Raw genomic sequence first — 22,349 nt, 5'->3', positions numbered from 1 at the left:
CTGGTCAAGACGGTCACAAGGCACTATAGAGACCCGGGAACGGCGCTAGTACACGGGCACGCCATGCGTGATTGCAGGGACGGGACTATTTGAGCGTTAAGGATCGAAAAGAGCGCGAGGTCGATACTGAAACGATCGCTGGGGTCCTAAGGCGCGTCATTGCCGAAAACGGCCGCGACCATATCCGCGGCTATGCCTTTGCCATTGCGTGCCTGATGGTTGTGGCCGCAACGACGGCCTTCACCGCTTGGATCAGTGAAACGGTGGTCAACGAAGCTTTCGCCAATAAGCGCGGCGACGTCGTTCTACTCGTCTGTTTCTCGATATTTGCTGCCTTTGTGCTGAGAGGCCTGGCGACTTATGGGCAAGCCGTCGCCTTATCGAAAATCGGCAACAATATTGTCGCACGTTATAAGCGCCGGCTTTATACGCATCTGATGGCGTTGAGCATTGGCTTTTTCCAGGAAAAGCGCTCGACGCACCTCACCGCCAAGATCAACCAGAACATCTCCGGCATCCGCGACGTGCTCAATATGACGGTCACCTCGGTCGCCCGCGATGTCCTGACCTTGGTCGGCCTTGTCGGCGTCATGATCAGCAAGGACTGGCTGCTCTCGCTCATCACCTTCATTGGGGCCCCTCCGTTGCTCCTCGGGCTTCGTTACATTTCCAGGCGGCTGCGTCTGGCGACGCGCGAAGCGGTCGAGGCCAACAGCCGCGTCCTAGGCGCGATGCAGGAAACCATTCAGGGCATTTCCATCGTCAAAGCCTTCACGATGGAGGACGAGTTGGGCCGTAAGGTCGAGGGGATCATCAAGGGCGCGGAGAACCGCGCCAACCGCATCGCGCGCTTGAGTGAACGGACGGCGCCGTTGACGGAGACCTTTGCAGGCCTGGCAATCTCGGGCGTGCTTGCCTATGCGGCTTTCCGCACCATCTACAGCAACGTGGCCCCGGGTGCCTTGTTCGCTTTTGTAACGGCGCTTCTCTTGGCATACGACCCGGTGCGGCGCCTCGCTCGCCTGCAGGTGTCGCTGGAGCGCGCTGCCGTCAACGCCCGCATGCTTTACGAAATTCTGGACACGGTTCCGCATCAACGTGACCTACCCGGGGCTACTCAACTCGCCTTCAGTGAAGCCACCGTCGAGTTTCGGGACGTGCGGTTCTCCTATGGCAATGGCGAGGAGGTCCTCAAGGGAGTTAGTTTCCTGGCGGAAGGTGGCAAGACGACCGCGCTCGTTGGCCCGTCCGGAGCCGGAAAATCGACGATCATCAGCCTCATTCCACGCTTCTACGATCCACAATCGGGCGTCATCCTGATCGACGGGCAAGACATAGCCGCTGTTACCAAGCAGTCTCTGCGCAACGGGCTCGCCTATGTCTCACAACAGGCTTACCTCTTCGAAGGCTCGATCCGCGATAACATCCGCTACGGCCGGCCCGAAGCGACGGACGCGGAAGTAGAGGAAGCGGCCCGGCTTGCCTATGCGCATGATTTCATCCTCGCGCAGCCACAGGGGTACGATACACCCGTGGGCGAACAAGGTATGACGCTATCCGGAGGCCAGCGCCAGCGTCTTTCGATTGCCCGAGCGCTCGTGCGCAACGCGCCCATTCTGCTTCTGGACGAGGCTACCTCGGCTCTTGATACGGAGTCGGAAGCAGCTGTTCAGAAGGCACTCGATCAAGCGATGAGCGGCCGCACCGTCATTGTGATCGCTCACCGGCTTTCCACCGTCGTTAATGCTGACAAGATCGTCGTGATGAAGGAGGGGCTGGTCGTCGAGGAGGGGACGCACGAGGAACTCGCGCGTCGTCCAGACGGCGTCTACGCTCGCCTCCACAACATCCAAGGTGGCTTTTTGGAATTGACTGTTGGAGCCGATGCCACTTAGCTATCGATGTCTCGCCGGCGATCGTGAGGAGGCGCTGACATTGCGTCGATAATCTCTTTGGTCAGCTTGCTACCTCATTGCGCATCCTCCTTTGGAATTACCTTGATCGCCGAACGTTGGACGGCCCCATCGTCGGGGCTTGCTGTAGCCGGGGCCATGCATAGGATGCGAATACGGGAGGCATCGGCTTCAGTTTGCTGCTGTCTTCGCTTTCGATGACGGGCGGTTTCGACTTTTTCCGGCTAAGGAGTGGCCAGGCAGTGATTATATCCCATCGCCACAAGTTCATTTTCATCCACGTGCCGAAAACCGCCGGCAGCACGGTTTCTGCCTATCTCGCTCGCGAATTTGGACCATGGGATCTGCAGCTTGGGTCCTGGAAGGATGCGCTCGCAAATGGAGCGAAAGCCAATCGCCTAGCGCTAATTGCCATGTTCTGCCACCTTTCTCCACTTAAGATCGCCCAAACCTTCATCCGCAACCACAGTGTCGATTCATTGGCCGGTGTCGCTCTCAGCCGGCGTTTTGCAGGCAAGCTCGCGGATCATTCAAGCGCATGCGAAATCGAGGCCTTCGATCCCACTACCTGGAAACAGTATTTCAAGTTCTGCTTCGTGCGAAACCCGTTCGAGAGGGCTGTTTCTCTTTACAATTGGCACTACAGGAAGGCCGATACCCGGCCGAGCTTCTCGCAAATGCTCTGCCTGATCGAAGCCGGTGCAGCCGAGAAGGAGCGTATCAATTGGAAGTCGTGGCAGCTCTACACCAAGAACGACGAAGTCGTTGTCGATTTCGTGGGTCGGCAGGAGCGCCTCTCGGAGGATCTACGCACTGTATGCGACCAAATCGGGCTGCCTTTTGATGAACGATTTTTGACCAGAGCGAAGGCTAACCCAAGGAGGCCGGATATTCGCAGTTATTATAAACCAGGTGATCGGGAACGCGTCGAACGGCTGTTCGGCGCCGAGATCGAACATTTCAAGTATCGCTTTCCCGATTAGCGCATTCGCGCTTTTCGCCGAATAGTGGATAGGGCTCTAACCGGTCGTTCTCCCGCCATTCCGAACCAAAACCGCTGCGCATTTTTCCTGGACTTGGTCTAACCGTCGGCACCCCGCGGCTCGGTTCCGTTGCAAGAGGTCGCGTTGGATACCGAAGGAACTGCTAAATGCTTCATCGGGCCGTCGGCCTCATCACTGGCCTCCTGTCCGTTGTTTGCCCGTTGTTTGCCCGTTGTTTTGTGGGTGCGTCGACTGTCGCCTGTTCGACCTTTGAGGGCACTTCCACTGCCGCCTTGAGCCCATTTCTGCGGACCGGGCCGACGAGCGCGCCCGCATGCTGGCTTTGCCGGAAGCGCGCATCGGGCCGCCAATGACAATCGGGGCAGAAGCGAAGACAGCGCAGAGGACGAGGATGGACGACGGGAGCCCTCATCCAAAGTATTGACATCCTATGGGATGTCTATAAATTATCTCCCATGAGACTGGTTCTGGATACCAACGTTATCGTGGCAGCGTTCCGCAGCCGCAATGGCGCAAGTAACCTGCTTTTGCGTTTCGCTGATCGGGGTATGGTGACGCCGCTTTGCTCGACGGCGCTGTTTCTGGAATATGAGGCTATGCTGAGCCGACCGGAAACCCGGCAGGCGACCGGCCACAGCCTTGAGGATGTCGCTTCGGTGATGAGCGCGCTTGCCGCTATTGCCGAGGGCGTCGATATTTCGTTTCGGACGCGGCCCATGTTGTCCGATGTCGCGGACGAAATGGTGCTGGAAGCTGCCTTGAACGGACAGGCCGAGGCCATCGTGACGCATAACGTCAAGGATTTCCGTCCGGCGCTTGGGTTGGGCGTGACCGTGATAACACCGGGAGAGATCGTCAGGAGACTGAACACATGACGCAGACCCAACGATATAAATACCCGCTGCAACTGCCGCAGTCGCTCAAGGAGACGGCGACACGCCTGGCACAGGAAGACGGCGTGTCGCTCAATCAGTGGATCATCTCTGCGGTCGCGCAGAAGATCGGGGCCGTGGAGACGGCCAATGAACTCCTGAAAGCGCGTGCAGGTACGACGAAGCGCGGTGCGCTGACAGGCTTGCTGGACAAGGCGCCCGATGTGCCGCCGCTGAAGGAAGACACCATTTGATGCAATGCAACGGGCCGGAATGCATCTGCAGTGAAAGTCTTTTTGCTTGAATGATTGGGCCGGAACCGAGCCGCCCCCTCAAGGCCAGTCGCTTTGCGGGGGTGCTGCCGCACCCGCCTTGACCGGGCGGCTCCGTCCCCGCGTGGGCTTCTGAAGCAGAAAAGGCGCGGCGTGCGCTGGCAGGCAGTGCCAGCCATGACGCTCCGGCGCCAATGTCGGCAGTCACAGAGCATTGCCGAATGAAGGAGAAGCAGACCATGACCCGTGCGGCCCTTATGCCCGCTATTCATCCGACAGTCAGAGCGAGGCGCCGATTGAGGACCAGTTCCGGCTTTGCCGGGAACATGCGGGCCGGGAGCAGTGGGAGATCGTCGGTTCCTACGAGGAAGTGGCCATATCGGGTTCCAGCACTATCCTGCGTTCCGGCATCCAGCGGCTTGTGCGGGACGCGCAGCGCGGAGAGTTCAAGATATTGCTGGCTGAGGCTCTGGACCGGATCAGCCGCGATCAGGCCGATGTCGCCACTCTCTAGAAGCATTTGAAGTTTGCGGGTGTCACCATCGTTACCTTGGCCGAGGGGAAATCTCCGAGCTTCATGACTGTCTGAAAGGCACGATGAATGCCTTGTTCCTGAAAGACCTTGCGATGAAGACCCATAGCGATTTGCGTGGCAGGGTGGAGAAGGGGAAGGCAGGCGGCGGGCTTTGCTACGGCTACAAGGTGATGAAGAAGGTCGATGCCAACGGCGAACCGATCCGGGGCGACCGAGAGGTTGTGACGGAGGAAGCCGACACCATCCGCCGCATCTTCCGCGAATTCGCGTCCGGTAAAACCCGAAGGCCATTGCCATCGATCTGGGCCGGCAGGGCATTCCCGGGCCGCTTGGCCGCGCATGGGGTGATACCAGCATTCGCGGCCATGTCTCGCGTGGCAATCATCAACAACGAGCTTTATGCGGGCGTTCTCGTGTGGAACCGCCTGCGGTTCATCAAGGACCCGTCCCCCGGCAAGCGCGTGTCGCGCATCAACCCGGAAGCCAGTGGATCAGGACCGAGGTTCCGCATCTGCGTATCGTGGACGACGAACTTTGGGGCGCCGCCCGCGCACGGAAGAAACAGATATCGGAATCTTTGGCACCAATCCCGCCAACACGCTGGAAGGCCGAATGAAGCGTGCGCATCTGGCGAACCGCCGGTTCATCTGCTCTCCGGCCTTCTGACCTGCGGATGCTGCGCGGCAAGGTAGGCATCATCACGCCGAACCGCTATGCCTGCCTCAACCATCACCGGCGCGGCACTTGCGACAATGGCGGGTCCATCACCTCGACAAGATCGAGGCCCGCGTGCTGACTGGCCTGAAGAGCGGCTCGTCTCGTCGGAAGCAGTCGCGGAGGCGGTGCGCGCCTATGCGGAGGAAATGAACCGGCTGAACCGCGACCGGCGCGTGCAAGCGACCACGGATCAGAAGGCGCTTGCCCAGATCGAGAAGGCGATTGCGGGTATCATCGCGGCCATCGAGGGACGGGCATGCACCAGCCATCCATGAAGCGCGCATGGACGACCTTGAACGGCAGAAGGCGGAGATCGTCGCCCGCCTTACTGAGGCGCCCGTGGACATGCCGGACGTTCATCCGAACCTCGCCAACCTTTACCGCCTCCGTGTGGAGCGCCTGACCGACGCCCTCAGCGATCCGGACGGCGGCAGGCAGGCGGGGGAATCCCTTCGTTCCCTGATCGGAGAAATCGTCCTCACGCCAGGAGCCAAGCGCGGCGAGGTTCATCCAACCCTACGCGGCGAGTTGTTTGGCATACTCGACTTTGCCAAAGTCGAAGAAACTGGCAGGCCAGCCGGTTTTATGCCAGCGGTTGAAGCCAGCCCCCGCAACCAGCTTAACCTGCTCAATCAGGTCATCCGTCCGGTTCTCCAGGCGGTCTTTCTCTTTGCCGCCCGGCATGACAAGGCGGTTTCTAGCGCTGCATTGAAGGGCGTGCTGGTTCGACCTCAGCCGCGTTCAGCGTCGCGTTCTTTTTGCTGCACAGGCGGTTCAGATGCCGCGTGTGCCGCCTCGATCCCAAGGAGTGGCATCGCCTCGAAAACGGTGCGCTCTCACGCCGCCATGGACGAGAGAAGCTGGAAATCGACAGGCTGCGGCGCTTGCATACGCGCCTCAATACGCGTGAGCGGGCATCGCTGAAAGAGACCGGCGAGGGCAAGGATAGCTATGCGCCGGACCTGCGGAACGACGTTTACGACGATGGCGGGCCGCCCCGTCACGGACATCACCGCGCCAGGGTTATGGTTACAGGAGGGGCGAGTAGACTGGGGGCTTTGAGGCGATTTTCGACCTGAGAGACTGTATTGCGGCGTATCGCGCCAGAAATGAATGGTTTTCGACCCAAAAAGTTGATATGGTGGTTTTCGACCCGCCTCCCTTTCTAGGCGGATTTTTCGACTACAAAGAGGGGCTTTTCGACCTATGCAGCTGGAGCTGGCCCATGCGCCCCATTTTCAAGAGAGCGCCGTTCCCGACGGGACGCGCCTCGCCGGTTGGGCTGCGCTGGCTCAGGCGCTGTCGATCAAAGCTCCCGTTCGGCGGCCCAGCTGCGTCTCGGAGAAGCATATCAAAGGCAGCCGGCGTGAAGAAGACACCTGGCAGGTGTTCGACAAGCGATACTGGCCCGGAGATACCTTTGCCGATCATCTCACATTCGCTTTTCGGCATGAAGTTCTCGATCTTCTGAGCCTCAAACGCGTTTTCGACGCCGCTCCCATGGACGCCGTCGAAGAGCTCGTGCGCGCAGCGCCGACGGGCGTTCCGGCACGGCGCCTCTGGTTCTTCTATGAGAAGTTGACCGGGAGAACGCTCAACCTGCCCGACGCCCAGAACGTCGCGGCCATCGATCTTCTCGATCCCGCAGCCTACGTCACGGCCAAGCCGCGCCTGTCACGACGCCACCGCGTCCGCGATAACCTTCTGGGCGCTGCGCGCTTCTGTCCGGTTATACGCCGCACCAAAGCGCTGGAGGAGTTCGTCGGCCGGGCGCTCGACGAGAAGGCGCGCGAGACCGTCGGTCGCACCGGCTCCCACCTCGTCGCCAGAGCCGCGAGTTTCATGCTGCTGGCCGATAGCCGCGCGAGCTTCGAGATTGAAGGCGAACGTCCGCCACGCAACCGGTTGGAGCGATGGGGCCGCGCCGTTATGCAGGCGGGGCGCAACAAGCTTGATGTCGACGAGATCGTCCGGCTCCACCAGGTGCTGATCGAGGATACGAGGTTCATAAAGCCCGGGCTACGGCGAGAAGGCGTGTTCCTAGGGGAGCGCGACCACAACTACGATCCGCTGCCGGAATTCATCGGGGCACGGCCTGACGACCTCGCCGACCTCATGGAAGGACTGATCGAGGCGAACGACCGGATGAGTGAGGCGGGAATCGACCCCGTCTTGCAGGCTACAATCACGGCCTTCGGGTTCGTCTATATCCACCCGTTACAGGATGGCAACGGGCGGCTTCACCGTTGCCTGATCCACCATGTTCTTGCCGAACGGAAGTTTGCCCCGGCAGGCATGGTTTTCCCGGTTTCGTCGGTCATGCTGGACCGAATCGACAACTACCGGACCACCCTTCAGGCTGACACCGGACCTTTGATGCCGTTCATCGAGTGGCGGCCAACGCCGGACAGGAACGTCGAGGTTCTCAACGATACCGCCGATCTCTACCGGTACTTCGACTACACTGCGGCTGCCGAATTCCTCTACGGGTGCGTCCAGCGGACGGTCGAACACGACCTGCCGCGCGAAATCGAGTATCTGCGCCGCCATGATGAGGCGCTGCGCCGGATCATGGACACGGTCGAGATGCCCGACCGGCTCGCAGAAAACCTCATCATGTTCATTCGGCAGAACGGCGGGGTTCTTTCGAAGAGGCGGCGACAGGGCGAGTTCGAGGCACTTTCTGACGAGGAGGTCGCCAAATTGGAATTTATCGTCCAGAAAGCGTTCGATGGCTTCGACGAAATCGCGGTGTCCGCCGCATGACAGCGCTGCGGCTATCCCGGTAAACTCGCAGAGACAGGCCAGACGCTTGTATTCTGCGACGACACCGACCTCACCGGTAGCGGACCGCACTGACACTACCCAGTCCGAGTTGGTGCGCGGAGCCGGGCGTGCAGTAGTCTGCCGAAATCGGATACCTTTCTCTCTCGTTCAGTCAGAAATACCCGCCGGTTCTTCAGGTGATCCGTTTCAATGCGGGGTAGCAGGTTAAGGCGGTCGCAAGCCCCCGCCACCGCTGTCGATGGTCGCTAGCCATCTTCGCTGCGGTGCGGCTCCATGACGGTTAGCCGGGAAGCTGCGGTGCGAGAAGCCAGCAAGAGACAGCGCGTCAATAGCGAGATCTGCCAGACGCCCCAGGGGCGTCAGGCGATCCTGCCGCTTGTGTTCGAGCGCCGCAGCGCTGGGGGGAAGAGCGGGCTTCGGCGGAAGCGTGAGCGAGATCTTGTCCGGGATCACAGCATTGTTGAGCGCCGCCATGAACGATTTGCAGATCGAGAACCAAACCAGTCTGATCGTCAATACGTCCAATCGGCAAGTGAACGGATTGAACAGCGTCGCTGACGAACAACGTCGCCATAGGTTCTCTCCATTCTGCACCACGGGCATTCGGAGGCTGCCCTGAACGGCGCTTTGCTTCGCGACTTCACTCTCGCGATGCGGCAGGATATCCCGGCCAAAATCATGTTTGCCGACTACGTCGACGGCGATAAGGCAAAGAAAGTAAGTGGCATGCAGGATCAGGGCGCGCCAAGACGATGGCAGGATAGGTCGGCTAGCGCAGGAGCTTTTTGAACAGGCTCTCCATCGGACTGTCCGCCTCACTACCGGGCAGTGCAGTTCCGTTTGCCGGCTGTTCGGCGGGTGCGTCGGCCGTGGCCGGTTCCTCGTTCGAGGGTATTTCCACAGCCGCCTCGTCCGGTTTGGGCGCGCCGTCGCCGCCAATTATCTCCTCGATCGAGAGCTGCTGTTCTTCCTGTTTGAACGCCTTGTCTTTGAGCACCTTTCCAACGGCGCCGCCGAGCAGGTCCTTCACCGAGCCTCCCGAGCCGCCTCCTTTAATGAGGTCGCCGATCGGCAGCTTGTCGACCGGCAGTCCGAAACCTTTAAGCTTTGCCAATGCGGCATCGGGGTTCTTCAGCAGGTCCGAAAGGTCCGGATAGATGCGCGGTGCGGCGAAGCTGCCTTCGACCACCACGGGGACGCCGATGCCGTCGGTGGAGATCTCGGCGCCCTGGCCCTGGAGAGAAGCGACGAGCCGGGGCTCGAGCCGGAAGTTCAGAGCGCGTTCGGCAAGGTCGGCCGCACCGTTTCCTGTCATGCGGACCAGCGGGCCGACAAGCTTGATGTCTTCGGTGCGGGCAACGCCACCTTCGATGACAAAGGATGCCGCGAGCTCGGTGAATGTCGTCGCTTTGCTGCCGTCCTGCTTGAAGCCTGACGACATCAGGCTCACAAGATTGTTGTAGACGTCGGCGATGTCGATGCCGCGAATGGCGCCATCGGAAAAGGCCACATCCGCTGTGCCCTGCAGCGACTTCGCGAGCGTCCTGGTCGTGCCGCCCGCACCCGTTACGTCGAACCGGGCTTTCAATGCGCCCTCGAGATATCTGAAGCCCGCCATGTCCGTCAAAAGCGGTGCGGCCGAGGCTCCGGAGATGGAGGCCTGCAGGGCGATCGAGGGCTCGGCCTGGGTGCCGTCGGCCTGGAGGCTCGCGACGATATGGCCGCCATAGAACGGGCTTTCGGGCAGCGTCAGGCTTGCGACGCCGTCGGAGACGACGAGACTGGTGGCAACCGGTCCGGCAAAGACCTTGCCGTAGCCGAGCTTCTTGGCATTGAGCTGGACGGTTGCATCGATCGACCGGAGCGAAGAGAGATCCAGCGGAGCGTCGGCGGGTTCAGCCCCTTTCGCCGCTTTTGCCTGCGGAGCGGTGGATTGCGCCCCAGCCAGGCGCGCAAGGTCCAGCTCGTCGAAGTTCAGCGCAGTCGTGATCTTCAGCGGTGCCGCAAATTCGACGGAGCCGCTGCCGGCACCTTCGACGCCGTTGACGGATATGGTCCCCTTTTTGAATGAAACGCTCGTCGTGCCCGCATCGACATGCCCGTTGAACGCCAGCGGACCGATGCTCTCCGCACCGCTCTGCCCGAGGCCGGCGAGGAAGGCAGAAAGGTCGGCGGTGGAAAAATCGAGTTTTCCCGCATAGCTCCCCGGCAGAGCGGCTTTGCCGTCGAGGGATAGGTTTGCGTCGGGCATTTTCACCTGAAGCTTAAGCGGGATCCCCTCGGCGGCAAGATTGCCGGCGAGAAGTGTATCGGCGGCGGGAAGTTGCATATCGACATCGACCGGTTTGTTGCGCCATTCCAGGCGGCCGGCCACGCGCAGCGGCTTCGCGAGGCTTTCGATCCGGGCCGTGATCTTCTTCGCTTTCACCTCGCGCATCGTCTCATCGGCAATGCCCGGCAGGGTATAGGCCGCATCCCGCAGGCCGATCGTTCCCGTGAGATCGACCGTCTTTCTGATGTGTTGCGCATCAAGGCCGCGAAAGGCAAAGCCGGCGTCGATCGTCAGGGCTCCGGAAAGCGGGACGGTTTGGCCGGCAAGGGCTGAAAGCTTGGCTATGTCGAGCCCCTTGCTTGCGAGGCGGCCCCGGAAGACCGGGTCGTCGGCGCTGACGTCGGTCGCGACGTTGGCGGCAAGGTTGCCGGCATCGATCCCCAAATGCCCGAGCTCGGCAACCAGCTTCCCGTCCTTGAGTGCGGCCGAAAAGGAAACGTCCGACGCTGAGATTTCGCCGAGGGTCAAAGCGGCCGCGTTGAGGCTCATATCGGCGTCGAAGCCGGCCAGAAACTGCAGATTCGCAGGCTTGGCCGTGTCCGCGGCCGGCGCTCCCGGCTGCGACGTTCCCGGTGTGGCGTCCATGAACGGCGTCAGGTCGAGCCGGTCGGCTTCGAGATCGACGAGAAAGCGCGCACGTCCCCCGGGGACGAAGAGCGCGTTCAGGCCGAAGGCCTGTTCGCCGGCTTCCACTTTGCCGCCTCTTATCTGATAGCTGCCATTGGCGTTCAGGGTGACCTGTCCGCTCGCCTCGAAGTTGGTCAGGCCTGGCGCCGGAGCCGGTTCCGCTTCCACGGTAAGGGTGATATCGGCGGGCTGGCGCTCGAGCAGCGACCGCAGGGTCGAGATGGTGAAACTCGTCTCGTAGCTTTGCTCCCCCATGCGGGCGGATGCGGAAAGAGAGAACTCGTCATCGATGTCGGGTGCCGTGAGCGTGAGCTCGACATCGGAAACGACCTCCTCGGGATTGCCTGCGCTTCGCCGTACGAACGTGCCGGAGGTGATGGAGACTGACTCGATTGCGCTTCGTTCGAGAAAGGCGACGAGGACGGGAAGCGGGTCGCCGGAACCGGTCTCATCGCCGCCGTTCGGAGGCGGCGTCGCGTCGCCCGGCGCCTTCTCGTTGAGGACGACGACGGGACGATCGAGCGCGATCTGCTTGATGTGCAGCCGGTCCGACCAGAGCGAGGAAAGCGCCACCGAACCGGCGACCTCCGCAAATTCGGCGGTGATCCCTTCCGCTTCGGCCGAGAGGGTCACGTCTTCCGCGACGACCGCAAGATAGGGAAATGCCGAAAGTTTCACAGGACCGTTGAACGCAATCGAACTGCCGGTCGCAGCCGACAATTTCCGTCCGAGTTCGGCCCGCATCCAGTCACTGGAAATCAGGGTCGGCAGAATGGCGATTGCAGTGACGGCGAGCGCGGCAACGCCCAGAAGACAAAGAATGAAGCGCCGCATCACTTTCTCCTGGTTGCGAAAGCTGTTGATTCGCTATCGTTTTCCAGAAAGCGCGATTTCGCAAACGTCTTCGCGACGCCGGCGTCAGATATTTTCCGGCGTATAGATGTCGAAAGGCAGGAAAGTCTGGCCGGGCACGCTCGAAGCACCCCGATCGATCGCGCCGACCATGAGGTCTATGGCCTCCCGGGCCAGAGCAGGAACGGGCGTCGAGACTGCCATCAGCACCGTTTCGTCGGCAAGGGCCGCGCGCGACTCCGGCGTCAGCTCGTTGACGACGGCGAGCAGCTTGCCCCCGAGCTTTTCTTCGCGGATCGCCGAGATGGCGCCCTCCATGCCGCCGCCGCAGACGTAAAAGCCCAGGAGATCCGGATGGCGCTGCAGGAGATCGAGCGTCGCCTCGTGGGTGATCTCGGGCGTGTCGAGGTTCACCATCGTGTCGAGGACCTCGAAATCGGGTGCGTTCTCGCGAAAATAGGAGCGAAAGCCGATCTCGCGCAGTTCGTGCCCATGGAAACGGTGGCTGCCGACGAACGCCGCGACCTTTCCCGGCCGCTTGGCCGCCTTGGCGATCATCCAGGCAGCCGTCCTGCCGACTTTTTGATTGTTCAAACCGATATAGCCTTCGCGCACGCCGGCCGCGAAATCCGACAGGAGGGCGAAGACGGGGATGCCGCGCTCCTTCAGTTCCTCGAGTGCCGCGGTCACGGCCGGGTAGTCGGGCGACACCAGCGCGATCGCCTGATTGCGCGCGGCCATCACCTTCAGCTTTTCGACGATGGCGCCGGGCGTGGAGCTTGCGACGAAATCCACCTGGGCGTTGGCGCGGACATGCGTCACCGAGAGCGCCGCGTTTTCGATCTCCTTTGCCAGGGCCTTGTAGAACGACTGCTCCGGCTTTTGCAGGAGAAAGCCGAGCCGGTATTGCGGCAGATCCTCGAAGACCCTTTGGCGCAGCAGTCCGACGGCATGATAGCCGATCGTCTTTGCCGCATCGTAGACGCGGCGCGCCGTTTCCTCGCGCACCGGATGGCGGCCGTTCAACACCCGGTCGACGGTTGCGACGCTCACGCCGGAGGCGCGGGCAAGATCCGCGATCGTCGGCCTCTTGGTCATGTCTCCTCCGTGAAACTATTCCCTCATCCGTGAGGCTGTCACGCTGATAGGATTTGAAAGAATATATCATGACTGCATTGAGAAGCGTCGGAAGTCAACCTATCCTCGGCTCATCGAATGAAGGCGCCGATCGGGAGCGGGCGCCGATTCAAAGGCTGCAGCCGCATTGCGCGCCCGTGAGTGGCGCAACGCTGCAGGGGAGGCAGGAATGACGACAGTTGCGACGAAGCGCGATTACAGCCTGCTCGGCCGCGATGCCGAGGCGGCGGTTGCAAGCGGCCTTGCCGCGGCCGAATGGTATCACACCGACATTCCGCGCAAGCAGATGAAGGAGCTGATGAAGCGGGAGGACGGTCCCGCCATCCGCGACACCGCGCTCTGGCTCGGCAGCATGGTTCTTCTTGGCGGCCTCGGCGTCTTTTTCTGGGGCAGCTTGTGGGCGCTGCCCTTTTTCCTCGCCTATGGCGTCCTTTACGGCTCCGCTTCCGATAGCCGCTGGCATGAATGCGGCCATGGCACCGCCTTCAAGACGATGTGGATGAACGACGCCGTCTACCAGATCGCCTGTTTCATGATCATGCGCAACCCGGTCACCTGGCGCTGGAGCCATACCCGCCATCATACCGACACCGTCATCGTCGGCCGCGACCCGGAAATCGCCGTCATGCGGCCGCCGGATCTAATCCGTCTGGTCCTCAACTTCTTCGGCATCATCGACGTCTGGCATGCGATCACCGACATGGTCAGAAACGCCTTCGGCGTGATCAGCGCCGCCGAGAAGACCTTCATTCCGGAAACGGAGCAGCCGAAGGCGATCCGCGTCGCCCGGATCTGGCTTGCCATCTATCTGGCGACGATCGGGCTTTCACTCCATCTCGGCTCGATCCTGCCCCTGATGCTCATCGGCCTGCCGCGGCTTTACGGCGCCTGGCATCACGTGCTGACCGGGCTTTTGCAGCATGGCGGCCTTGCCGACAACGTGACCGACCACCGGCTGAACAGCCGCACGGTCTACATGAATCCGGTCAGCCGCTTCGTCTACTGGAACATGAATTACCATGTGGAACACCACATGTTCCCGATGGTGCCCTATCACGCGCTGCCGAAGCTGCACGCCATGATCAGGCACGACCTGCCGGCGGCCAATCCTTCGATCCTTAACGGCTACCGTGAAATGATCCCCGCATTCCTGCGGCAGCTGCGCAACGAAGATTACTTCCTGAAGCGCGAACTGCCGCCGACGGCAAAGCCCTATCGCGAAGAGTTCCACAACGACCGGCTCGTTCCAGCCGCGCAGTGAGGCGACGCGGGCGACCGCAGCAAACCATCGAATGGAGGAAAGAAATGAGCTCGAACTGGGTGGAGGTCTGTGCGGCCGAGGAGATCGACGAGGAAGACGTCGTCCGTTTCGATCACGAGGGACGCACCTTTGCCGTCTATCGCAGCCCGGACGACGAGTACTTTGCGACCGATGGGCTCTGCACGCACGAGCAGATCCATCTCGCCGACGGCCTGGTGATGGGCGACATCATCGAATGTCCGAAGCATAACGGCCGCTTCAACTACAAGACCGGCCAGGCCAGGGGCGCCCCCGCCTGCGTCAACCTCAGGACCTATCCGGTCAAGGTGGAGGCGGGGAGCGTGTTCATCGGGCTTTCCTAGAGCACTTCCAGGAAAGTGTGTAACTGCTTTTGTCCGGAAGTGCGCAGTTTCAAAGACTTAGAGCGTTTGCTTCCATGAAGCATGGAGCGTTCTAAGGGGATGAGCTCTCGGCGGGATGCCCCTCCTCCGCCTGCCGGCACCTTCTCCCCGCAGGCGGGGAGAGGGTTTGGGTGAGGGGCATTCGCCGGGGCTCAGGCGTCCCGCAGCCACGGTCTCGGAAGGATGAGAGAGCATGACGCATATCGTTATCATCGGCGCCGGCGAATGTGGCGCGCGGGCAGCCTTTGCCCTCCGGGAAAAGGGCTTCGGCGGCGAAATCACGCTGATCGGCGCCGAACCGCATCTTCCCTATGAGCGGCCGCCGCTTTCCAAGGACGGGCTCGCGGAAGCCTCCCCGCCGAAATTCATCGCGGGTGCTGCGCGCTACGAGGAAGCGCGGATTGCGGTCCTGACCAGTGTCACGGCGCAGAGCATCGACCGGGCGCAGAAGAGCGTCACGCTCTCGGACGGACGATCCCTCACCTATGACCGGCTGCTTCTGGCAACCGGCGCCCGGCCGCGATGCTTCCCGGGCGTGCCGGAAAATGCCGGGCGCATCCGAATGCTGCGGACGCATGCCGATGCGCTTGCGATCCGCGCCGCCCTGACGCCGGGTGCAAGACTCGCCATCATCGGCGGCGGCTTCATCGGCCTGGAGCTTGCCGCGACCGCGCGAAGGCTCGGCGCCGAGGTCGTGCTTGTCGAAGGCCTGCCGCGCGTTCTCTCGCGCGGCGTGCCGGAGGAGATTGCCACCGTCGTCGCCGAGCGGCACAGGCGGGAAGGCGTGGAGATCATCTGCGGCGCGCAGATTGCGGCAATCGAGGAAGCCGCTGACGGCGTACGCCTGCTGCTTGCCGACGGAGTCGGCCTTAAGGCCGAGCTTGTTGTCGTCGGCATCGGCGCGGTGCCCAACACCGAACTTGCGGAGGCCGCCGGGCTTGCGATCGAAAACGGCATCGCCGTCGACGAGAGGCTCTGCACGTCGGACCCCGACATCTACGCCGCCGGCGACTGTTGCTCCTTCCCTCTGCCGCATTATGGTGGCCGACGGGTGCGGCTGGAAGCCTGGCGCAACGCCCAGGACCAGGGCGCGCTTGCCGCCGCCAACCTGATGGACGCACGAGAAACTATGGCCAGCGTGCCGTGGTTCTGGTCGGATCAGTACGAGTTCACGTTGCAGATCGCGGGGCTTGCCCACGGTGCGGAAACGACCGTCCGGCGCGACATGGAGGAGGGCGCCTTTATCCTCTTTCATCTGAATGGCGAGGGACGGCTGATCGCCGCCAGCGGCATCGGCCCCGGCAATGCGGTCGCCCGCGATATCCGCCTTGCCGAAATGCTGATCGCCGCCGGGGCAAACCCGGATCCGCTGGCGCTTGCCTCACCCGAAACCAGGCTCAAGAAGCTGCTGGCGGCCTGAGAGCCGCCTTCTTTGAAACGGCGCACTTCCGGACGGAAAACCGCTGCTCGCCTTTCCTGGAAATGCTCTACCGGAGTTATCAGATGAGACACCACCGCCCGACCGTTGCCGATCTCCTGTGGATGAAAGGAAAGCGCCAGCTCACCATGCTACGGGTCATGACGCTGGAAGAGGCGGAGGCTGCGGAGAAAGCGCGCATCGACCTCGTCTCCGTTCCGCCGGCGCTGCTCGGCCCTGAATTTCGCGAGGCGGCCCCTTCCGTCTTCGCCTTTCCCGGCCTCGAATATGGGGACCATGTGACCGCCGAGGATTATATCCGCGCCGCCTTTCAGGCGCTGAAGGCCGGCGGCGATGCCGTCTATTGCGCCGCAAGCCTCTCGACGGTCAGGCGCATGCGCGAGGAGGGCATTCCCGTCTGCGGCCATGTCGGGCTGATCCCTTCCAAGGCCACCTGGACCGGCGGCTTTCGCGCCGTCGGCAAGACGGCCGCAAGCGCGCTCGAGATCTGGCGCCAGACGAAGGCGCTGCAGGACGCGGGGGCTTTTGCCGCCGAGATCGAGGTGGTGCCGGGCGAAGTCGCCGCCGCGATCAGCGCGCGCACCTCCATGCTGATGCTGTCGATGGGGGCGGGGACGGGCTGCGACGCGCAATATCTCTTCGCCGAGGACGTGCTCGGCGCCCACCGCGGCCACTATCCGCGCCACGCCAAGACCTACCGCAACTTCGCCGCCGAATACGACCGCCTGCAGCAGGAGCGCATCGCCGCCTTCTCCGAATTCGCTTTCGACGTCCGCTCCGGCGCCTATCCGGAAAAAAACCATCTTGTCGGTATTGAGGAGAAGGAGCTTGGCGCTTTCCTGAGCGAACTCGAAGGCGAGCGCTGAGCAGGACGAGCTCACCTCCCAGTGGGGCCGCCTGGCCGCCTCGACCGAAAGGTTCGGGGCGGCCTTTTTTGTCTGGCAAGGGAGATCGCCAAAGATTTGCCAGCAGGAGCGGTTTGTGGAATATGGCGGCGGGATGCAGGCGCCGCCCCTTACGCCGCAGCATGCCGCCTGTCCCTTTTCCCGCCTGTGGGGAAGGTGCCGGCAGGCGGATGAGGGGCGGCGGCCAGGTCATCCATGGCAATACAGTTGAGGTCGGACGTGAATCTCATCCAACAGCACCTGAGAGTGACGGCAGCGCTGATCGTTCGCGAAATGTCGACGCGCTTCGGCTCGAAGCCGGGAGGCTATCTCTGGGCGATCTTCGACCCGGTGGCCCATGTCGCGCTGATGACGCTGATCTTTCGGGTAATCGCGAGAATGCCGGCTCTCGGCCTGAGCTTCCCGCTGTTCTTCGCCAGCGGCTATCTGCCCTTCGCCTTCTATCAACGCATGTCGGCCTTCATGGCCGGCACGGTGAAGGCCAACAAGGCGCTCTTCTCCTATCCCATCGTCACCCCCTTTGATGCGATCGTCTCGCGCTTCATCCTGCAGCTGATGACCGATACGCTGGTGACGATCCTCATCCTTCTGATGATCCTCGAACTCAGCGGTGTCACCCAGCCGATGAACATCGCCGGCATGATCGAGGCCGCGGGAGCCGCCGCCCTGCTGGGCCTCGGCATCGGCACGATCAACATCGTGATGTTCGCCCGTTTCCCGCTCTACGAGCAGATATTCGGCATCGTCAATCGCCCGCTTTTCTTGATGTCGGGCGTCTTCTTCCTGCCGGAATCTCTGCCGAACCCTTTTCGCGACTTCATACTCCACAACCCGCTCGTGCACGTCATCATGTGGTTCCGCGCAAGCATCTACCCGGAATACCGAGCCGAGTTGCTGGACAAGGGCTACGTCATAGAATTCGCGCTTGTTTGCTTTATCGCCGGACTGCTGCTGCTGACGGCCTCGATGCGGGAGATAAGGGAAGATAGGCTCTGAGCCATCGATATATGGATCAGTGTTGCTCTCTTTGTCTTGACTTTTGAAGGCGTATGGGGCGGTACAGAGCCCTCGGTGAGATGAGCAGCGGCTGGGGACAGCCGAATTCGTCCAGTCAGAAGTGGTGATAAGTGTGCGCAATCTACTGCAACCTGAGCGGTTTAATGAAACTTTTCGTAAAGCATCTCGTCACGTGGCCAACTTGAGGCACGTACGATATGCAATGAAAAGGCTAGGCATTGCTAAGGACAGGCACCGCGGGCCTAAAAAAACGACGAACGCTGCCGTGCCGGAGCTGCGGATTGAAGGTTTTGAAGCCTTTCACGTGGTCGGTAAGGCATGGCTCGAAGATGGCGCCAGTAAGCCTATCGTGATCCTTTTTGGCTACAATCCCTGGAAGCGTGAACCAGTCGCGGAATTTTTATCGTCCTATCGGGTCGCATTCGCTCGCAAAAGTACACCGTGGCGAAAATTGCAAGAGTGCCTTGAGCAACATCAGCCCAAGAGTTTCATATTCTGGGGCATGTATAGCAAGCGGCCCGCGATTAAATACGCCAGGAAGCATTCAATTCCCGTGTGGAGAATGGAAGATGGCTTCCTTCGATCAATTGGACTGGGTGCCGAGCATGTCCACCCGTTATCACTCGCAATCGATCAGAAAGGAATGTATTTTGATAGTACACGCCCGTCAGACTTGGAATGCTTGATTTCGGAATTCGAGCCGGCGCACCGCGATTGCATCCTTGAGCGCGCAAATCAATGCATCTCGATGATCTCGGAGTTTGGGTTAACAAAATACAATCTTCACAAAAATGTGAAGCTGAAGCAGCTTCCCGCAACGGAACGGCGACGGGTATTGGTCGTCGGGCAAGTCGAAGATGATGCTTCGATCATATATGGAAGCAAGACTAGATATAACAACAACGATATTGTGCGGGCCGCACGTAATGAAAACCCTGACGCGGAGATTATCTATAAGCCCCATCCAGACGTATTGGGGGGACACAGGGCGGCGCTTTCTAATCCTAAAGACGTCGCAGATATTTGCACAATTATTGAGGGTGCTTACGATCTGCACGATTTGCTCGCATCAGTCGATCACGTCTATACCATTACGTCACTTGTCGGTTTCGAAAGTTTGTTGCGCGGAAAAGCGGTAACCGTTTTTGGTGCGCCATTTTACGCAGGCTGGGGACTCACTGATGACCGACAAGAAATTTCTAGGCGTCGGAAAACCAGGACCCTACAAGAGCTTTTTGCAGCTGCATATATTTTATATCCGAGCTATTGCGTGGGCAGCCTCGGCACATCAGCTGAAATCGAGCATGCAATCCTGGCCTTGGTGCTGGAGACACATGGAACGCCCCGCGGGCTTGCCGAAAAGATAGCAAGTCATTTCGATCATCGTGCAATCAGTGGCGAACTTTGCGCTCGGCTTATCGATGCGCTTCAGAAGAACCCCTATCTTCTGGACGAGACAGCTTTATTTGCGGAAGGGCAGAGCGGCTTATTTGACATGCTGGCCGACCCTTTGCTCAACAGCGCGAAGGTGATCGACTACCTAGTAGGGCGCGCTCTTGACGGCAATGGCAATCGCGGAGTCTTCTGGAAGCTCGGAAGCATCGCCCGCGCGGGTGAGCCATCGCAGGCGCTCGAGCGCTTAAAAGATATCGACCCGCAGAATTTCGTGTTGGACGATGCCGCCGATTTGGCTGCTTGCCTGACGCTCATTGGTAAGTTCGATGATGCCGAGCAGGTTCTGAATCGGAAAGTGAAAACATTGCCGGAAACTGTCTCCGGCACGGATCTCATGTTCCTGTTGGAAGCCTACGAATTCGTTCGTGCTGAGCAGGGGAGGTTTGGGCGGAAACCGGTCGACGGGATGCCGCTATGGTCCTTCCTCGAGCTCAATCTCCATTGGTTGCGACATGATGATAAGTTTCCGGTGATATTGCCGCAGATATTTGACCATCTTTCGCATTTCCGGATGTTAGACCAGATGCGATGGCTTTCCGAAGACCTATTAGGTAGTCTCGATGCAGATGATATCGTGAAATTGGCAAAGACTTCCCAGGTCATCGTTGCGTCGCTTTTCAAGGCTTCGAAGCGACCGGAGCTAGCTGTCCAAGGTAAAAGGCATCTGGCTGTACACATATACAGGAACACCGCCGCTAAGGTGACCTCGCATTATGGCAGCAGTGGTAAGAATATCCCAGGTTCTGTGGGAATGCACCTACTGCAGATGGCTATAACAGTAGGCGACGGGGCCGGTATATCGACCTATAAAAAGATGACGATCGAACAGTCCGGAGCCGTTTCTAAGTCGGATCTGCCCTTATACAAAAAGACTACCAGTGATTATTTTAATATGCTCGTAAGAGCTCGCGATTATGCAGGCGCCCGAACGTTCCTGAGTGGCCAAAAGGAGAAACTGCCTGAGGAATTCTATCTGCACTTAATTTCCAACTGCTACACCTATGAACGGAACTACGCTTCTGCAGAAGCGGTGGCGGCATCTCTTCTCAGGAAATACAAAAAGAACAGCTATAGGCGGAAGATTGCGACCATCCTTGCGAACAATGGAGAGTTGGAAAAGGCATCAGCTTGGCTGAACCACGCGGCTTCCGTAGCGCTTGCTGCCGGAAATGGTCCGCCCAAGAGAGAGTTGGCGGCAATACGAGAGGAGCTTGCTCGAGTAAACTTCCTGTCACAGGCATCGAACATATTAGAGGCTGTAGCTCAGCCAAGATTGCCCAAGGGGGTGGTTTTCCTTGGGTCATTCGGGTGTTTGAACACAATATCCATGGTGGTGCCGGTTCTCCTAGAACTGAAGCGTCGAGGATACGCGGTAGTTCAATTGGACGAGGGAATGCTCAGAAATGAACCGACAGGTATTGCGTGGATAGACAAACACGCAGGTATGATCGAACGAGTGATTCACACTGATCTCGACATATCAGATGGGCTGGAAAATGAATGGATGATCGACTGGTCCGGTCGCAAAATAATTGCTGATGGGATCAATTTCTACCAGGCGATTTTTGAAATAATGACGCAGAAGTTCCGTGCGTTCAATTTTGACATAAATGATCCGTGGATATTTAGGTGGTTCCGCTACTATCTGATAAGATGTGACAAAGCGCTGACGGCGTGCAAGTCGATCGAGCGAGAGGTAATGTCCAGAGGCATGCCAGTTCGGTTTATAAATGCGGGGTCGCATTCTGCTCCGTTTTCTGTTTATCGCTCATTTGCTCTACATCATGCTCCTCAATATGATGTCGGCTTTATCCATATGGGGCCAGCCTATGAGAACTATTACAGTAATCTGAAAAGCAAGGTCGCCAGCACGGTGTGCCTTGAGAACCTGACCAAATACCCTCTTTACAGACTGCCGTTTTTGGCAAGGCCTGACCTGTTCGAGGACTGGTTGATGCAGGACGGATTATACGACATATACCGAGATGAAATCGACCGTATCCTGAACTATAATCGCGTGGGCCGAACGGCTGAGCTATCGGAATCTCCTTATGAAGCTCGTCTGCGCGAAGCAAAACTGTCTGGGCGCAAGATCATAGGAGTCTATGGAAAGATCCTTTGCGACATGGCTGTTCCTTTCGATGGAGGACCAGGCCACGAGAACATTGCTGATTGGCTGCGGCATACCGTCACAATTGCAAGTGAGACATCCAATCTAATTGTGTTAAAGCCACACCCTCATGAGTTGCGACCGGAGATTGCTCGAGATCTAAATGAATATTGGCTCGACTTGATCAAAGGTATGAGTATACCTGAAAATGTGCTTATCCTACCCCATACGGGCTTCAACAATCAAGATCTCATAAAGTATCTAGATCTGGCTGTTCTTTGGAACGGTACTTCCTCGCTTGAATTGTGCGCGCAAGGAATTCCAGTTGTCATGGCCAGTCACTTCGGCAAGCACGATTACCCCGTGGAATTAATCTACCCGAATTCTCGTAGCGATTATGAGAAGATCATTTGCTCCAATGACTGGGAACGGCCTGGCCCTGAGAAGATGGAACGGGCAGCTCTGCTGTTAAAATATATGGGTACGGAGGAAGTTTGCGTACCGTTCAAATACTCCCATAGGCCGGTCACAAACGATCCTGTAGGTGTCCCTTTTTGGCACATGGATGAGATCGACCGGCTCCTGACGCAGGGCGATGCTCACATCAGTCGCCTCGCTGACAAATTCTTCACCTGACCGGTTCCAACTGCCGGCATTATGCAGCGTTCCTTCGCCGGCTCGCTTGTCAGCGGTGGCTCCTCCCATTATTAGTCC

General features: G+C 59.6%; 18 protein-coding genes and 1 pseudogene. 16 read left to right on the top strand and 3 right to left on the bottom strand.

From position 1 onward, the window contains the following. Positions 1-89: 89 nt before the first annotated feature. The 10 genes and pseudogenes from ACFHWW_RS18685 to ACFHWW_RS18640 all read left to right on the top strand — a co-directional run bounded on the left by ACFHWW_RS18685 (position 90) and on the right by ACFHWW_RS18640 (position 8,079). Positions 90-1,895 carry an ABC transporter ATP-binding protein gene (locus tag ACFHWW_RS18685; RefSeq protein WP_379939967.1) on the top strand — a complete coding sequence of 602 codons (1,806 nt, stop codon included), beginning with the start codon at positions 90-92 and terminating at the stop codon, positions 1,893-1,895. 260 nt (positions 1,896-2,155) lie between these two features. Next, a complete protein-coding gene (locus ACFHWW_RS18680) occupies positions 2,156-2,896 on the top strand; it encodes a sulfotransferase family 2 domain-containing protein (protein WP_379939965.1) in 741 nt (246 codons plus the stop codon). A gap of 476 nt (positions 2,897-3,372) precedes the next feature. Further along, positions 3,373-3,792, top strand: coding sequence for a putative toxin-antitoxin system toxin component, PIN family (locus ACFHWW_RS18675; protein WP_379939964.1), 420 nt, complete (start codon positions 3,373-3,375; stop codon positions 3,790-3,792). Then, positions 3,789-4,043, top strand: coding sequence for a toxin-antitoxin system HicB family antitoxin (locus ACFHWW_RS18670; RefSeq protein WP_379939963.1), 255 nt, complete (start codon positions 3,789-3,791; stop codon positions 4,041-4,043). The genes ACFHWW_RS18675 and ACFHWW_RS18670 overlap by 4 nt, the downstream gene beginning before the upstream one ends. Positions 4,044-4,275: 232 nt before the next feature. Then, the gene (locus ACFHWW_RS18665) at positions 4,276-4,575 is read left to right on the top strand and encodes a recombinase family protein (RefSeq protein WP_379939962.1); all 300 of its coding nucleotides are present in this window, start codon (positions 4,276-4,278) and stop codon (positions 4,573-4,575) included. 83 nt (positions 4,576-4,658) lie between these two features. Further along, positions 4,659-4,991: pseudogene (locus ACFHWW_RS18660) on the top strand (hypothetical protein); the annotation flags it as partial. Positions 4,992-5,011: 20 nt separating this feature from the next. After that, complete coding sequence (locus ACFHWW_RS18655) at positions 5,012-5,212, top strand: hypothetical protein (protein ID WP_379940250.1); 201 nt, start codon at positions 5,012-5,014, stop codon at positions 5,210-5,212. Between the two features lie 97 nt (positions 5,213-5,309). Next, positions 5,310-5,588, top strand: coding sequence for a hypothetical protein (locus ACFHWW_RS18650; protein ID WP_379939961.1), 279 nt, complete (start codon positions 5,310-5,312; stop codon positions 5,586-5,588). A 7-nt stretch (positions 5,589-5,595) separates the two neighbouring features. Further along, positions 5,596-6,237 (top strand): hypothetical protein, encoded by a 642-nt coding sequence (locus ACFHWW_RS18645; protein WP_379939959.1) that lies wholly within the window; start codon positions 5,596-5,598, stop codon positions 6,235-6,237. A gap of 282 nt (positions 6,238-6,519) precedes the next feature. Then, a complete protein-coding gene (locus ACFHWW_RS18640) occupies positions 6,520-8,079 on the top strand; it encodes a Fic family protein (RefSeq protein ID WP_379939957.1) in 1,560 nt (519 codons plus the stop codon). Positions 8,080-8,304: 225 nt separating this feature from the next. Here the strand turns inward: ACFHWW_RS18640 and ACFHWW_RS18635 are convergent, their stop codons facing one another. The 3 genes from ACFHWW_RS18635 to ACFHWW_RS18625 form a co-directional block, all read right to left on the bottom strand. Beyond that, complete coding sequence (locus ACFHWW_RS18635) at positions 8,305-8,703, bottom strand: hypothetical protein (protein ID WP_379939955.1); 399 nt, start codon at positions 8,701-8,703, stop codon at positions 8,305-8,307. A 166-nt stretch (positions 8,704-8,869) separates the two neighbouring features. Then, complete coding sequence (locus ACFHWW_RS18630; protein ID WP_379939953.1) at positions 8,870-11,893, bottom strand: AsmA family protein; 3,024 nt, start codon at positions 11,891-11,893, stop codon at positions 8,870-8,872. An 84-nt stretch (positions 11,894-11,977) separates the two neighbouring features. Beyond that, positions 11,978-13,009, bottom strand: a complete 1,032-nt coding sequence (locus ACFHWW_RS18625; protein ID WP_379939951.1) for a LacI family DNA-binding transcriptional regulator — start codon at positions 13,007-13,009, stop codon at positions 11,978-11,980. A gap of 208 nt (positions 13,010-13,217) precedes the next feature. Between ACFHWW_RS18625 and ACFHWW_RS18620 the strand changes: the two genes are divergently transcribed. The 6 genes from ACFHWW_RS18620 to ACFHWW_RS18595 all read left to right on the top strand — a co-directional run bounded on the left by ACFHWW_RS18620 (position 13,218) and on the right by ACFHWW_RS18595 (position 22,271). Continuing rightward, complete coding sequence (locus tag ACFHWW_RS18620; protein ID WP_379939949.1) at positions 13,218-14,309, top strand: fatty acid desaturase family protein; 1,092 nt, start codon at positions 13,218-13,220, stop codon at positions 14,307-14,309. A 44-nt stretch (positions 14,310-14,353) separates the two neighbouring features. After that, positions 14,354-14,671: a MocE family 2Fe-2S type ferredoxin gene (locus tag ACFHWW_RS18615; RefSeq protein WP_379939947.1), complete on the top strand. Its 318-nt coding sequence runs from the start codon at positions 14,354-14,356 to the stop codon at positions 14,669-14,671. Between the two features lie 232 nt (positions 14,672-14,903). Then, on the top strand, positions 14,904-16,130 hold the full coding sequence (locus ACFHWW_RS18610; RefSeq protein WP_379939945.1) for an NAD(P)/FAD-dependent oxidoreductase: 1,227 nt from the start codon (positions 14,904-14,906) through the stop codon (positions 16,128-16,130). An 83-nt stretch (positions 16,131-16,213) separates the two neighbouring features. After that, entirely contained in the window at positions 16,214-17,014 is an 801-nt protein-coding gene (locus ACFHWW_RS18605; RefSeq protein ID WP_379939943.1) for a 3-methyl-2-oxobutanoate hydroxymethyltransferase, read from the top strand. A gap of 258 nt (positions 17,015-17,272) precedes the next feature. Next, positions 17,273-18,049, top strand: a complete 777-nt coding sequence (locus ACFHWW_RS18600; protein WP_379939941.1) for an ABC transporter permease — start codon at positions 17,273-17,275, stop codon at positions 18,047-18,049. Positions 18,050-18,272: 223 nt separating this feature from the next. Next, entirely contained in the window at positions 18,273-22,271 is a 3,999-nt protein-coding gene (locus ACFHWW_RS18595) for a lipopolysaccharide-processing protein (protein WP_379939939.1), read from the top strand. Positions 22,272-22,349 lie beyond the last annotated feature (78 nt).

The sequence above is a fragment of the Sinorhizobium sp. P24N7 genome, assembly GCF_042436655.1.
GTDB classification, from domain to species: domain Bacteria; phylum Pseudomonadota; class Alphaproteobacteria; order Rhizobiales; family Rhizobiaceae; genus Sinorhizobium; species Sinorhizobium meliloti_A.
This window is presented reverse-complemented; position numbering and strand designations above follow the sequence as displayed.

Coding starts and splice junctions, on each gene's coding strand:
- ACFHWW_RS18625 (WP_379939951.1), bottom strand. CDS start 13,009: ATGACCAAGAGGCCGACGATCGCGGATCTTGCCCGCGCCTCCGGCGTG.
- ACFHWW_RS18605 (WP_379939943.1), top strand. CDS start 16,214: ATGAGACACCACCGCCCGACCGTTGCCGATCTCCTGTGGATGAAAGGA.
- ACFHWW_RS18615 (WP_379939947.1), top strand. CDS start 14,354: ATGAGCTCGAACTGGGTGGAGGTCTGTGCGGCCGAGGAGATCGACGAG.
- ACFHWW_RS18610 (WP_379939945.1), top strand. CDS start 14,904: ATGACGCATATCGTTATCATCGGCGCCGGCGAATGTGGCGCGCGGGCA.
- ACFHWW_RS18640 (WP_379939957.1), top strand. CDS start 6,520: ATGCAGCTGGAGCTGGCCCATGCGCCCCATTTTCAAGAGAGCGCCGTT.
- ACFHWW_RS18645 (WP_379939959.1), top strand. CDS start 5,596: ATGGACGACCTTGAACGGCAGAAGGCGGAGATCGTCGCCCGCCTTACT.
- ACFHWW_RS18635 (WP_379939955.1), bottom strand. CDS start 8,703: ATGCCCGTGGTGCAGAATGGAGAGAACCTATGGCGACGTTGTTCGTCA.
- ACFHWW_RS18670 (WP_379939963.1), top strand. CDS start 3,789: ATGACGCAGACCCAACGATATAAATACCCGCTGCAACTGCCGCAGTCG.
- ACFHWW_RS18595 (WP_379939939.1), top strand. CDS start 18,273: ATGAAAAGGCTAGGCATTGCTAAGGACAGGCACCGCGGGCCTAAAAAA.
- ACFHWW_RS18630 (WP_379939953.1), bottom strand. CDS start 11,893: ATGCGGCGCTTCATTCTTTGTCTTCTGGGCGTTGCCGCGCTCGCCGTC.
- ACFHWW_RS18675 (WP_379939964.1), top strand. CDS start 3,373: ATGAGACTGGTTCTGGATACCAACGTTATCGTGGCAGCGTTCCGCAGC.
- ACFHWW_RS18620 (WP_379939949.1), top strand. CDS start 13,218: ATGACGACAGTTGCGACGAAGCGCGATTACAGCCTGCTCGGCCGCGAT.
- ACFHWW_RS18650 (WP_379939961.1), top strand. CDS start 5,310: ATGCCTGCCTCAACCATCACCGGCGCGGCACTTGCGACAATGGCGGGT.